General features: G+C 58.7%; 11 protein-coding genes. 8 read left to right on the forward strand and 3 right to left on the reverse strand.

Annotated elements, in window-relative coordinates; genetic code table 11:
- Positions 1 to 99 precede the first annotated feature (99 nt).
- The 8 genes from PHT20_RS15105 to PHT20_RS15140 all read left to right on the forward strand — a co-directional run bounded on the left by PHT20_RS15105 (position 100) and on the right by PHT20_RS15140 (position 9,000).
- Positions 100 to 243, forward strand: coding sequence for a hypothetical protein (locus tag PHT20_RS15105; protein WP_301021159.1), 144 nt, complete (start codon positions 100 to 102; stop codon positions 241 to 243).
- The gene (locus tag PHT20_RS15110; RefSeq protein ID WP_301021160.1) at positions 240 to 1,631 is read left to right on the forward strand and encodes a FecR domain-containing protein; all 1,392 of its coding nucleotides are present in this window, start codon (positions 240 to 242) and stop codon (positions 1,629 to 1,631) included. The genes PHT20_RS15105 and PHT20_RS15110 overlap by 4 nt, the downstream gene beginning before the upstream one ends.
- A gap of 34 nt (positions 1,632 to 1,665) precedes the next feature.
- On the forward strand, positions 1,666 to 3,897 hold the full coding sequence (locus tag PHT20_RS15115; RefSeq protein WP_301021161.1) for an adenylate/guanylate cyclase domain-containing protein: 2,232 nt from the start codon (positions 1,666 to 1,668) through the stop codon (positions 3,895 to 3,897).
- Positions 3,898 to 3,920: 23 nt separating this feature from the next.
- The gene (locus PHT20_RS15120) at positions 3,921 to 5,567 is read left to right on the forward strand and encodes an HD family phosphohydrolase (RefSeq protein ID WP_301021162.1); all 1,647 of its coding nucleotides are present in this window, start codon (positions 3,921 to 3,923) and stop codon (positions 5,565 to 5,567) included.
- Positions 5,568 to 5,642: 75 nt separating this feature from the next.
- Complete coding sequence (locus PHT20_RS15125; RefSeq protein ID WP_301021163.1) at positions 5,643 to 6,650, forward strand: DMT family transporter; 1,008 nt, start codon at positions 5,643 to 5,645, stop codon at positions 6,648 to 6,650.
- Between the two features lie 57 nt (positions 6,651 to 6,707).
- Complete coding sequence (gene tsaB / locus PHT20_RS15130; RefSeq protein WP_301021164.1) at positions 6,708 to 7,418, forward strand: tRNA (adenosine(37)-N6)-threonylcarbamoyltransferase complex dimerization subunit type 1 TsaB; 711 nt, start codon at positions 6,708 to 6,710, stop codon at positions 7,416 to 7,418.
- A gap of 4 nt (positions 7,419 to 7,422) precedes the next feature.
- Positions 7,423 to 7,893, forward strand: a complete 471-nt coding sequence (rimI, locus tag PHT20_RS15135) for a ribosomal protein S18-alanine N-acetyltransferase (protein ID WP_301021165.1) — start codon at positions 7,423 to 7,425, stop codon at positions 7,891 to 7,893.
- A 30-nt stretch (positions 7,894 to 7,923) separates the two neighbouring features.
- Positions 7,924 to 9,000 carry a uracil-DNA glycosylase gene (locus PHT20_RS15140; RefSeq protein WP_301021166.1) on the forward strand — a complete coding sequence of 359 codons (1,077 nt, stop codon included), beginning with the start codon at positions 7,924 to 7,926 and terminating at the stop codon, positions 8,998 to 9,000.
- Positions 9,001 to 9,009: 9 nt separating this feature from the next.
- On the opposite strand, the gene PHT20_RS15145 is transcribed toward PHT20_RS15140, so the two are convergent.
- The 3 genes from PHT20_RS15145 to PHT20_RS15155 all read right to left on the reverse strand — a co-directional run bounded on the left by PHT20_RS15145 (position 9,010) and on the right by PHT20_RS15155 (position 13,040).
- Positions 9,010 to 9,966, reverse strand: coding sequence for a cation diffusion facilitator family transporter (locus PHT20_RS15145; RefSeq protein WP_301021167.1), 957 nt, complete (start codon positions 9,964 to 9,966; stop codon positions 9,010 to 9,012).
- An 87-nt stretch (positions 9,967 to 10,053) separates the two neighbouring features.
- Positions 10,054 to 10,260 (reverse strand): hypothetical protein, encoded by a 207-nt coding sequence (locus PHT20_RS15150; RefSeq protein ID WP_301021168.1) that lies wholly within the window; start codon positions 10,258 to 10,260, stop codon positions 10,054 to 10,056.
- Between the two features lie 101 nt (positions 10,261 to 10,361).
- Entirely contained in the window at positions 10,362 to 13,040 is a 2,679-nt protein-coding gene (locus tag PHT20_RS15155; protein WP_301021169.1) for a response regulator, read from the reverse strand.
- Between the last annotated feature and the right edge of the window lie 238 nt (positions 13,041 to 13,278).

Genomic DNA, 13,278 nt, shown 5'->3' on the forward strand with positions numbered 1-13,278 from the left:
CCAACACCAACACCAACACCAACACCAACACCAACACCAACACCAACACCAACACCAGTGGCGTTTACAGCGACATCGCCGGTTGCTTTGAACGTGGTGGTGGCAGAAGTTTCGCAAGTCCAGCCGCTTGAAGTGGTGCTGGATCGAGCGGTCGAAACTGTTGCCGTGACAGATGCCACGCCCGCCCCTGAGCAAAAACTGGTTTCGGTCAAAAAATCCATTGAAGAAGAGGCTTGCCAATGAAAAACCTGTTGACTTCATGGTGTGTGCTGGCCAGTCTGGCCGCTTGTCCCAGCCTGGTTTCAGCCCAAACCACACCGCTGGTAGCTTCAGTGGCCACCGCCGCAGCGGTAGATGGCACGGTGTTTGTCACGCGGGCGGGGGGGCGCCAAGCCATTTTGGCAAGGGGTTCATCGTTGCAAGTAGGTGACGCCATCAACACCACGCGCAACAGCACGGTGCGCCTGCACTTCACCGACGGCGGTGAAACCGTGGTGCGGCCGGAGTCCACGTTGGTGGTGCAAAAGTACCAGTACCAAAAAGAAGCACCGGCGCAAGACAATATTTTGTTGCAGTTGCTCAAGGGCGGCATTCGCGCCCTGACCGGTGCCATTGGCAAGCGTGGCAATGTGGATGCTTACCAGCTGCGCGCCAACACCGCCACAGTGGGTATTCGGGGTACAGATTATTCAGTGCGCCTGTGCCAGCAAGACTGTGACGACAAAGGTGAGGCAACGCACCGCAACAGCGCTACACCAGTGGCTGCGCGAGCCGTGCAAGTGCGTGGTGTAGTGAAGGTGTCACACAACGGTGGCGCACTGGTGGCGTTGGCCGAGGGTCAGCCTTTGTACAGCGGCGATGTGTTGCAAACCCAGCTTGACTCGCACGTGGTGCTGGTGTTCAGCGATGGCGCGCGCATCACCGTCAATCCGTCGACCCGCATGGGCATTTCTGAATATGCCAACCCTGGCAAAACCACTGGTTCAGCCCCTGCGGGCATTGGCAGCATGATCATTGACATGTTCAAAGGCGGCTTGCGCTTTGCCACCGGCCTGATTGGCAAAACCAACCCCGACAAGGTCAAGGTTCGCACTGCCACGGCCACCATTGGCATTCGCGGCACGGTGTTTGACGTGGTCTGCGCCCCCGGTGGCAGTGCTGACAGTGCCAGCCCGGCTGACCTGGGTGACATGCCGTGTGGTGAATCCTTGATGGCGCAAACCCGCGAAGGCACCATTACCCTCACCGGCACGCAAGGCGAACCAGTGGTGTTGCCTGCTGGTCAAAGTGGCCGGGTGAATGGCCCCGATGTGCCTGCCCGTGCCTTGCAAGCCACCCCCAACTATTTCAAGACCCTCAGCACCCCAGAGCCTGAAAAAATACAGGCCAACTTGGAAGGCTTGTTTGGCTTGCAAACCGCGCCAGATACCGAGTCTGGCGTGCTGCTGACCGTGCACGAGGGCAGGGTGGTGCTGGCACAAGCCGAAAAAGACATCTTGCTTGATGCCGGTGAGTCTGCTTTTGCCGGGCGAGAGGCCATTCCGGTGCGGCTGCAATCAGTGCCGCCGATTTTGGACCGAGACCCTTTCCTCTCCAGTGGCATGTTCAAAGCCAACATGTGTCGGCGCTGACCTTCAGTTCATGCTTTAAGCTGTTGCACAACCCATGAAGAAAATCAGTTTTTTCAAACTTCATGCTTTGCGTATTGCGCTTAGCCTGGTGATTGTGCCGGTCTTGATGCTGCATGTGGTGGGGGTGTTGAACCTGGGTTTTGTGGCGCGGCTGGAAAACTACGCCTACGACCTGCGGCTGAACTGGACCATGCCTGGCACGGTTGACAAGCGCATTGTGATTGTGGACATTGATGAAAAAAGTCTGGCGCAACAAGGCCACTGGCCTTGGCCGCGCAACCAGGTGGCGCACATGGTGGATGTGTTGTTTGACACTTACCAAATAGACGTGCTGGGGTTCGATGTGCTGTTTGCCGAGCGTGACCAAAGCTCTGGCTTGGCTAGCCTGGAGCGCTTGGCGCGGGATGACCTCAAAGACAACGCCGTATTCTCACAAGCGCTCAATCGGCTGCGTCCGTCACTGCGCTATGACGACGTGTTTGCCCAAAGCCTGAAAAACCGCGCAGTGGTGCTGGGCTACTATTTTCAGCACGGCAAGATGGCTCAGTCAAAAGTCGGTCAACTGCCGCAACCCATATTGAGCCGGGGCAGCTTTGTGGCACAAAGTGTGGGCGCCATGCAGGCCAGCGGGTACTCTGCCAACCTGCCCGAGCTGCAAGCCGCAGCGGCTGCGGCCGGTTTTTTCAATGCCTCTCCCTTGATTGATGACGACGGTGTCTTTCGCCGCATCTCATTGCTGCAAGCCTATGACGGCGCGCTGTATGAAACCCTGAGTTTGGCCATGGCGCGCTTGGCGCTGCGCGAGACCCGTGTGCAGCTAAATTTTGAAGGCAGTGGCAAGGCGCAGGCATTGGAGTCGCTGCAAATGGGGCAAAGACGCATTCCTGTCGATGCCGACGTGGCCTCTTTGGTGCCCTACCGCGGCCGCCAAGGCAGCTTTGTGTATGTGTCGGCCAGCGATGTGTTGCAAGCCAAAGTGCCGCCAGAGGTGCTGCGCGGCGCCATTGTGCTGGTGGGTACCACCGCGCCTGGGTTGTTGGATTTGCGCACCACCCCCGTGCAAGAGGCTTACGCCGGGGTTGAATTGCATGCCAACATGATTGCTGGCATTTTGGATGGCACCATCAAAGAGCGCCCGGCCTATGTGCTGGGGCTAGAGCTGGTGCTGCTGTTGGTCACCGGCTTGCTGTTTGCTGTGCTGTTGCCAGTGCTCTCACCCCTGATGGCGACCTTGTCCACAATTGGTTTGAGTGCTGCCACAGTGGCTGTGAATTTGTGGCTTTGGAACACCGCGCAATTGATTGTGCCGCTGGCCTCTGGGCTGGTGTTGATCGCCGGGCTGTTTGTGTTCAACATGACCTACGGTTTTTTTGTCGACGCTCGCGCCAAACGCCTGCTGGCGCGTTTGTTTGGCCAGTATGTGCCCCCCGAACTGGTGGATGAAATGGCGCAAGACCCTGGCGCCTACAGCCTGGCGGGTGAAAACCGCCACATGACGGTGCTGTTTTCTGATGTGCGTGGCTTCACTTCCATCTCTGAGGGTTTGAGCCCGGCCCAACTCACCGAGCTGATGAACGCCTTTTTAACCCCCATGACCAAAATCATTCATGGCCACCGCGGCACCATCGACAAATACATGGGCGACGCCATCATGGCTTTTTGGGGCGCGCCTCTATCAGACCCGCAGCACGCCCGCCATGCCCTGCTGGCCGCCATGGACATGGTGGTGCAACTGCTGGCGCTGGAGGGGCATTTCAAAGCCAAAGGCTGGCCACCCATCAAAATTGGTGTGGGGGTCAATACCGGTGACATGACGGTGGGCAACATGGGCTCTGAATTTCGGTTGGCCTACACCGTGATGGGCGACGCAGTCAACCTGGGCTCCCGGCTGGAAAGCCTGACCAAAACCTATGGCGTGCAGATCATTGTGAGCGAATTCACCCGCGCTGCCGTGCCTGACTTTGCGTTCAAAGAGCTTGACTGTGTGCGGGTCAAGGGCAAAGAGCACCCGGTCAAAATTTTCGAACCTTTGGGGCTGCAAGACGAACTCTCTGAGGCGTTGCGCCAAGAGTTGGCGCTCTACCAAACCGGGTTGCAGCACTACCAAACGCAAAACTGGCCTGTGGCAGCACAAGTTTTTGCCCAGCTGCAGGTTCAGCACCCAGACTGCGAACTCTACCGACTGTATGCCCAGCGCGTGCTTGACTTCACCGCCAACCCGCCCGGCATCGACTGGGATGGCACCTACACCTTTCTGACCAAATAGCCGCATCGCCATAGGAACACCCCATGCCTGAGTCCTCGCCCGCCCACTCAATCCCCCCAATCGCCTCGCTGGACGGCTTGTTGGCACGGCTGGAACAGCTCAATGACATTGGCGCGTCTTTGTCCAAAGAGCGCGACATCACCCGCTTGCTTGAGAAAATTTTGCTGGCAGCCAAAACCATCACCCATGCCGATGGTGGCACGCTCTACCGCATGCTTGAAGACGGCAAAACCTTGCGTTTTGAGATTTTGCGCACCGACTCATTGGGCATTGCCATGGGGGGCACGGCTGCAGAAGACATGAATTTTCCGGACCTTGCTTTGTACAACAGCAGCGGGCAAGCCAACGACACGCTGGTGGCTGCCTATGCCGCCATTCACCGCGTGACGGTCAACATCGACGATGCCTACACCGAGCCCAACTTCGATTTCTCTGGCACCCGTGCCTTTGACCAGCGCACCGGTTACCGCTCTCAATCGTTTTTGACTGTGCCCTTGCGCAACCATGAAGGTGATGTGATTGGCGTGCTGCAACTCATCAACGCCCAGCGCCCAGGCAGCTCCGAGGTGGTGGCTTTTTCTGCGGCAGACCAAAGTCTGGCCGAGTCGCTGGCCTCGCAAGCGGCCATCGCCTTGAGCAACCGTTTGCTGCTGACCCAAGTTGAGGAATTGTTTGAAGCCTTCATTGGCCTGATCAATCTGGCCATTGACGAAAAATCGCACTACACCGGTGGCCATTGCCAGCGCGTGCCCGAGCTGACCATGATGCTGGCCGAGGCAGCTGACCAGGCCACCGAGGGGCCGTTGGCCGACTTCCACATGAGCGACCTGGATCGCTACGAGCTCAAGATAGCGGGTTTGCTGCACGATTGCGGCAAGATCACCACACCGGTGCATGTGGTCGACAAAGCCACCAAGTTGCACACCTTGTTTGACCGCATCGGCTTGATAGACACCCGCTTTGAAGTGCTCAAGCGCGACGCTGAAATTGCCACACTGCGCCAACAGTTGGCCTTGCGCCCGGTGGTGGATGCGGCGGCTGAAGCCGCGTTGCGCAGTCAAAACCAGGCGGCACTGGCGGCGCTGGAAGATGACCGGGCTTTTTTACGCCAGGCCAATATCGGTGGTGAGGTGATGAGTGATGCCGACGTGGCTCGTGTGCGCGAGATCGGCACCAGCCGCTCCTGGCGCAACCCAGATGGCGTACAAACCCGCTTTTTGACATCAGACGAGCTGGAAAACCTGTGCATTCGCAAAGGCACCTTGACCGCAGATGAGCGCGACATCATCAATTACCACATTGTGGCCACCATCAAAATGCTGGAAAAACTGCCCTGGCCCCGGCACTTGAAAAACGTGCCCGAATATGCTGGTGGTCACCACGAGCGCATGGATGGCCGTGGTTACCCCAAAGGCCTCACGCGCGATCAAATGTCGGTACAGGCGCGCATCATGGGCATTGCCGACATTTATGAAGCCCTGACCGCCGCAGACCGCCCTTACAAACCCGGCATGAAGCTCTCGCAAGCCATGGGCATCATGGCCAATTTCAAAGCCGATGGCCACATTGACCCGGATTTGTTTGACATCTTCCTACAGCAAGGCGTTTACCGCCGCTATGCAGAAAAGTTTTTGAACCCGTTGCAGCTGGACGCGGTTGAGCCGGCCTGAAGGCCTCTGAATCGTTCACCCTGAGCGGGTCAATGGATGGGGTTGGCCAAATGCGAGGGCACAGATAATCAGTGCATGACTGCACCCCCCGCCCGCCCGCCCCGTTTTTCAACGCATCACATTGGCTTGGCCGCTGCCGTGGTCACGGTGCTGATCTGGACCTCGTTCATTTTGATTGCCCGTGCCTCCAACGACCCAGCGCGTGGCGGGCTCTTGACCCCGTTTGACATTGCGTTTTGCCGCATTGTGGGCGCAGCAGTGATTTTGTTGCCTTGGGGGGCTTGGCTGGTGCAGCAAGATCGCGCCCGCGGCGTGGCCGGTGCCTCTTGGCTGGGGCTGTCGCCGTTGCCGGTGGGCATCACCGTCAAGGTGGGATTTTTTGGCGGGCTGCTCTACGCCATGTTGGCCTACAGCGGGTTTGTGTATGCCCCGGCGCTGCATGCCTCGGTGCTCATGCCCGGGAGCTTGCCGCTGTGGACAGCGCTGCTGGCTGCCTGGTTGCTGCATGACCGCATCACGCCTGCGCGCGCCATGGGGTTGGGCTTGATTGTGCTGGGCGATTTGTTGGTGGGCGGTTTGAGCCTGTTGCGCGCCTTTGACGGCGGTCAGGTCTGGCTGGGCGATGTGCTGTTCATGCTGGCTGCCATGTGTTGGGCCACTTACAGCGTGTTGGCGCGTCACCATGGCTTGGATGCTGTGCGCGCCACCATGGCCATCACTTGTTTTGCCTTTGTGGTGTTTGTGCCCAGCTACAGTGCGCTGGTGTTCACGGGTTTGGTCAAAGGCCATGTGTTTACCGCACCGTGGCGCGACGTGTTGTTTCAGGCCACCTTTCAGGGCTGGGGCTCGGTGGTGGTCTCGGGCATCACCTTCACCCAGATGATTCGCCACTTTGGCCCGGTGCGTTCAACCATGATCACCGCGCTGGTGCCGGGTTTGTCGGCGTTGGGTGCGGTGTGGTTGCTGGATGAACCGTTGCGATGGAACCTGGGCTTGGGCTTGATGCTGGTCACGGCGGGCATCGTGTTTGGCGTGCGTGCTGGCTTGCCAGTTGCTCTTAAAAGAAGAGTGCCTTGCGCATGATAATCAAGCGCTAGAGGCTTATTTGTTATATAAAAAATTCTTTTGGATGACTTCTTTATGAACCTTTTGGCCTTTGACACCAGCACCGAGCGCATGTCGATTGCGGTGCAGCGCGGCAGCGGTGATGCTGCTGCACGCTGGCTGCACGACGGCGCCGGTGGCGCGCTGACCTCGACCCATTTGATTCCTGAAATTCAGCGCTTGATGGCGCAAGCCGGGCTGGCGTTTGGCGATCTGTCGGCCATTGCGTTTGGCGCTGGGCCAGGCTCTTTCACCGGTTTGCGCACGGCATGTTCGGTAGCGCAAGGGCTGGCTTTTGGGGCGGCTGTGCCAGTGTTGCCGGCCGACACCTTGCTGGCCGTGGCGCAGCAAGCACACCACCAGCTGGGTCAACCCGCGCGCTTGCGTGTGATGGCGCTGCTCGATGCGCGGATGGATGAGATGTATGCAGCAAGCTATTTATATGAGAGTGATCAGTGGTTATGCACCAAGGTCTGCAGCTTGATTCCACCTGAAAATCTGGTGGCTGACCCCGACCAGGTGTTGGCTGGCAATGTGTTTGCCGTTTACGGCACACGGCTGCCCGCCCACTTGCACCAGCGGCTTGATGCCTGGCCCACCGCACAGGCGCTGCTGCACTTGGCGCCAGCACTGCTGGCCTCTGGTGCTGCGGTGCGTGCCGAGGATGCCTTGCCCACCTACATTCGCGACAAAGTGGCGCAAACCACGCAAGAGCGCCAGCTCAATGCATTGGTGCGGAGTGTTTGAACCGATGAGCACCCCCACCTTGTCTATTGAGGCGGGCTTTGTGCCCATGACCGACACGCACCTGGACAGTGTCACGGTGGTTGAGTGCCAAGCCCATCCGCACCCTTGGCTGCGCAAACACTTTGAAGACTGTTTGGCCAGTGGTTACCAGGCGCAGTTGTTGATGGCGGGCACCGAGCTGCTGGGTTATTTTGTTGGCATGAAGGGCTTTGAAGAGGTGCACCTGCTCAACATCACCGTGGCGCCGGCCTACCAGCGCCAAGGCTGGGCGCACGTCATGCTCAACGCCCTGGCGCTGTGGGCGCGTGGTCAGGGCGCGCAGTGGCTGTGGCTGGAGGCGCGCACCAGCAACACCCGAGCCATCCATGTCTACAAAGCCCAGGGTTTTCGTACCGTGGGCACCCGCCGTGGCTACTACCCGGCCGCACACGGCCAGCGTGAAGACGCGGTGGTGATGAGCCTGAAGCTGGTCTGAGCCAGGTTTGATTCAAGCGAAAATCAGCCCATGAGCCTGAACCTTGACCCGCGCCAACGTGCCATTCTGCAAGAGATGGGGGTGCATGTGTGGTTGCCACAGACCACTTTAGAAGCATTGAGTGTAGCTCAAAATGCTATAGATAGTGAAGCTGATAATGCTTATGAAATAAGCGCTAGAGGCCTAAAAAGCTTAGAAAAATCAAGCCTGAATTCGCCCGCTGCTGCATCGCATGGGGCTCCTCATGCCACACTTCATGCCACAGCCGAATCAGCCGCTGACGCGTCAGCTCAAACCGCTGCCTTGGCGCTTCCAGCTGCCCCCAAGCCGGCCCCGGCTGCAGTGACGCAGAAATCCGCAGCACCCGTATTGCCCCGGGCGGCTGGCCCCGTTCAAGTCACGCCACTGCCTGCAGGCATAGCCAGCATGGACTGGGCGCAACTCAAGACCACAGCGGCCGATTGCCAAGCCTGCGCCATGTGCCTTGGGCGGCGTGCTGCAGTGCTGGCGGTGCCCGAGCCGGCGTTGCCATGTGACTGGCTGGTGGTGGGCGAGCCGCCGGATGATGCGCAAGAGCGCCAGGGCTTGCCGTTTGTGGATGAAGCTGGGGTGTTGCTGGACAACATGCTGCGTGCCGTTGGCGTGCGGCGTTGCACCAGCGCGGTGCCAGATCAAGCCGCGGCAGCCAGTTCAAACCTGGAAACCGCCTTGGCTTCTATGCCCCAAGCGTTGCCCGCAAATTCAGCGCCCAGCACGCGGGCTTACCTCACGCATGTTGTCAAGTGCCGCCCGGCGCTCAATCGTGCGCCTACGGCCGACGAGCTGGCCACCTGCGCCCACTACCTGCGCCGCGAAATTGCTTTGGTGAAACCCAAGGTGATCCTGGCCATGGGGCGATTCGCCATGCTCTCACTGCTGACCGACACCCCACCCGAGCACACCCAGCTGCCGCTGGGTCAATTGCGTGGCCAGGTTTGGCGCTTTGCCGGTGTGCCGCTGGTGGTGACCTACCCGCCGTCTTATTTGTTACGTCAGCCGCCAGACAAAGCCAAAGCCTGGGCCGATTTGTGCCTGGCGCTGGAGGTGGTGCAAGGCAAGCTGGGTTGAACTGGCGCGTCAGTGCGCCAGTTGCGCCGGGGGCAGGTGATCCAGGTCAGGGCGCTTGAAGGGGTCTACGTGCGTCATCATGTTGAGCACCCGGTGGTGTTGCAAGACGCGGTTGCGTGCCTCCACCGCGATGTCGTGGCCTTGCTCCACGCTCAATTGCGCTTCTACTTCCAGGTGGGCATCAACCACAATCATGTCGCCCATTTTGCGGGTGCGCACATCGTGCACGCCACTGATGCCGGGCGTGCCCAGCAGGGTTTGTCGAATGGCCTGCACCTCGGCCTCGTCCACGGCACGATCCATCAGGTCGTGCAGGGCGTCCCAACCAAAAGACCAGCCCATTTTGCTCACCATGAAGCCCACCAACGCGGCGGCAATCGGGTCAAGAATGGGGTAGCCCAGCACATTGCCGGTGATGCCAATGCCCACCACCAAGGACGAGGCGGCATCAGAGCGGGCGTGCCAGGCGTTGGCCACCAGCATGCTGCTTTTGACGCGCTTGGCCACCGCCAGCATGTAGCGAAACAGCAGCTCTTTGGCCACCAGTGCCCCCCCCGCCACCCACAAGGCGGTGATGTGCACGGTGGCGATAGATTCAGGGTTTTGCAATTTGCCTGCAGCCGACCACAGCATGCCTACGCCCACCGCCAGCAGCAGCACCCCCAATACCAGCGAGGCAGCGGTCTCAAACCGCTGATGCCCGTAAGGGTGGTCAACGTCTGCATCTTTTTGGCTGTGGTGGTTGGCAAACAGCACCACAAAATCAGCCACCAAATCAGACAGGGTGTGAATGCCGTCAGCGATCAGCCCCTGGGATTTGGTCAACACGCCCGCAGCAATTTGCGCCACGCTAAGCACCAGGTTGATGGCAACGCTGACCCAGGTGGAGCGCGCCGCAGCGGCGCTGCGTTGTGCGGGTGTGAATGGGCTGTCTTCGTCGTTGTCAGGAAATTCGTCAGAGCGCATGGGTCAAGAGCCGGTGAGGGGAAACCCCAAGTTTAGGGCACCTGCCTGCGGTTGCAGCCCGGCGTGTGCGCCACTTGGCGCTGTACCTCAAGACTTGATTTTTGGCGTGGTGGTGGCTTGGCTCACAGCGGCCATCTGCACCACAGGTGCTGAGTTTTGTGCGCTTGTTTCTTCGCCAGGGTGGCCACCCAAGCCATAAGGAATGGCCAAAAAGGCAAAAAAGCTCACAGACATCAAGGTGGCAAACACCACGGAGAGGTATTTGAGAACGAAGGCTTTGAGGTGGTGGTTCATGGTGGTTTCCTTAGGCAGAGCAGGTTTGTTGTCGATGGGTTGAATCATCCACGGCTGGGCTTAAGCCCACCTTAGCCAGCGCTTAAGGAATTCTTAGCACATCACCACTGGTAGGCTTGCAGCGCTTGGTCAAACGCATCAAGCGCCTGATCAAATTGCGCCACAGCTTGAGCAGCATCCGCATCTGCACTGCGGGTTTCTGCGGTTTGCGCCGCGGCCATGGCTTGCTCTGCTGCAAACACCCCCACCATGCCTTTGAGGGCGTGCGCCGCATGCTTGAGGGCTTGCGCGTCGCCAGCGGCCAAGGCCTCATGCAGCTTTTGCCGTTGCACCGCGCCGTCAGTTTGGTAGAGCGACACCAGCTCGTCAAAAACGTCTTTGTTGTCGTCGATGGAACGGCGAAGTTGGCCAAAGTCTGCCACCGGCAAGTGGCTGGTGGGGCTGACCGGGCTGGCTTGGTTGTTTGGTTTGGGTGTGGGCTCAAGCTTGGCTTCAGTGGGCTCGGCGCTGGCGGTTGGGTAAGGCATCAGCTCGTCAAGTTGGTGCCACAAAGCTTCCATATTGATCGGCTTGGACACATACCCGTCCATGCCGTGCGCCAGACATTCTTCGCGTGCGCCCTGCATGGCGTGGGCGGTCATGGCAATGATGGGGATGTGTGCATCGCTGACCTGCTCGGCAGCGCGAATGTGTTCGGTGGCTTCATAACCATTCATCTCTGGCATGTCCACATCCATCAGAATCACATCAAACGGTTGGTTTTGCCAAAGTGCCACAGCCTCGCGGCCGTTGTTGGCCAGGGCGACTGAAAGGCCTTGCTTGTTAAGCACGATACAGGCCAGTCGCTGGTTGATGGCATTGTCTTCAGCCAGCAAAATTCGCCACGCTGGGGCTTGCATGTGGGGCATGCGCCGCTGTTCGCGCAGGCTGTGTCGGGTCACCAGAACGCCTGCGCCGTTGGTGGGTTCACCCAGCGTGGTCATGATGGCATTGAGCAAATCTGACTGTGTGATGGGTTTGGTCAGGTAAGCGGCCAGACCCAGCTCACGGCAGCGCTCACCATCACCACGCTGACCTTGTGAGGTGATCATCATGATGGGCATGACCCCCGTGCGACCTTGTTGAATCACTTGGGCAAGCTCGAAGCCGTCCATGTCTGGCATTTGCACATCCAGCAAGGCCAGAGGGTAGGGCTGCTCGGTTTGCTGTGCCCGTGTCAGCTCGGCCAGTGCCAATGCGCCACTGGCCACAGCGGTGGGGCGCATGTGCCAGTTGCCCAGCATCTCGCACAACACGCGCCGGTTGGTGTCGTTGTCATCCACCACCAACACCGGCAGGTTTTCAATGTGCCCGGTTTTTTGGTAGTAGGCCAGCGCGTTGTCAGAAACAACGGGCAAGTTCAGCGTGAAGTCAAAGGTGCTGCCTTGTCCCAGTGCGCTGTGCAGCTTGATCTGCCCCCCCATCAGAGCCACCAATTGCGCTGAAATCGTCAGCCCAAGCCCGGTGCCACCGTATTTGCGTGTGGTGCTGGTGTCGGCTTGCGAGAACGACTCGAAAATGGTGTCAAATTTTTCTGCAGCAATGCCAATGCCGGTGTCGCGCACAGCAAACTGAAGCGTTGCTTGGCCAGCCGCAGCACCTGCCCGGCGTTGCACCGAGACCTCAATTTCTCCGAGCTCGGTGAACTTGATGGCGTTGCCCACCAGATTGACGATGACCTGGCGAATGCGCCCAGGGTCACCTTGCACGCGGTCGGGCACGTCAGAGGCCACGTGCAGCAGCAGCTCCAGCCCTTTTTGGTGTGCCCGCATGGCTAGCGCCCGCATGGTGTCGCGCAGCATGGACTCCAGCGAGAACTCGATGATTTCCACACTCAATTTGCCAGACTCAATTTTGGAAAAATCCAAAATGTCATTGATGACCGTCAGCAACGCATCGGCCGATGACTTGACCAGACCGATGTATTCACGCTGCTCAGTACTCAATTCGGTATCTAGCGCCAGGTCGGTCATGCCAATGATGCCGTTCATGGGGGTGCGAATTTCGTGGCTCATGTTGGCCAGAAAGTCGCTTTTGGCACGGCTGGCTGCTTCTGCACGCAGACTGGCTTGGCGCAGGTTTTCGGTGATTTTTTCCAGCTCCCGACGCTCTTTTTCCTGGCGTTTTTGTCGCCACGCAAGACCGGCTGAAACGATCAACAGCATCAGCAACATGGCCATTGACAATCGAATGGTCAGGTTGGTTTTGTCAAGCGACTCTTCGGCTTGGTGTTCCAGCAGATGTGAAACCTCGGTGTTGGCGGCCATGCTGAGGGCTTGCACTTGAGGCCCCAGTTCATTGAAATCTGCCAGCAATTTTTTAAGTTCAGCCACCGATAGTTTCGGTTGGGCGAGCGCCTTTTCAGTTTGAGCTATCAGCGCTTGCAACCTGGGCATCAGCTGCACGTATTCAGGTCGATTGACCAGCACGGAAAGCAGCGGGCTTTCAAGCAGCAACACCACCCGGCTGTTAAAAATGTCAAAGCGCAGGCTTAGTACATCTGGGTCAAGCGGAGTTGTGCCGTAAACCGATTTATCCAGTGTGTGGCGTAAGCGCAAAAACTCTCTTTCAAGCTGAAAGGTCAGTGCCGTGACAGAGTCTGGCCGCGTATTGAGCGATGTTTCTACGTCGCGGCGCTGCGCCATTTCAAAAACAAGTGTGACGGCCATGCCAATGGCCATGATGGCCGTGACCAGTGCTAGCCCAAAAAGGTAGCGGTTGTTTTTTTGATGTGCGGCCACAGGGGCGTTACTCAACCGTCAGGGATTTCAGCTGCCAAGCAGAGCGTTCGTAGTACAACGTGGATTGCAGTTCTGCTTTTGAGTCGTAAGGGTAGACGATGAACAGCGGCCCTTTAACGTGAAAGAACGGCGTATCCGGGCGAGTGTTACCCTGACCCCGCCCTGGTCAAAAGCAACGCGACAACAGTGATTCGGTCAGCGACTCAGACAGGAGTCGGTACAAACCCGTATTTGGTCA

Origin of the sequence: Rhodoferax sp. (genome assembly GCF_028715765.1) — a bacterium.
Classification (GTDB): Bacteria; Pseudomonadota; Gammaproteobacteria; order Burkholderiales; family Burkholderiaceae_C; genus Rhodoferax.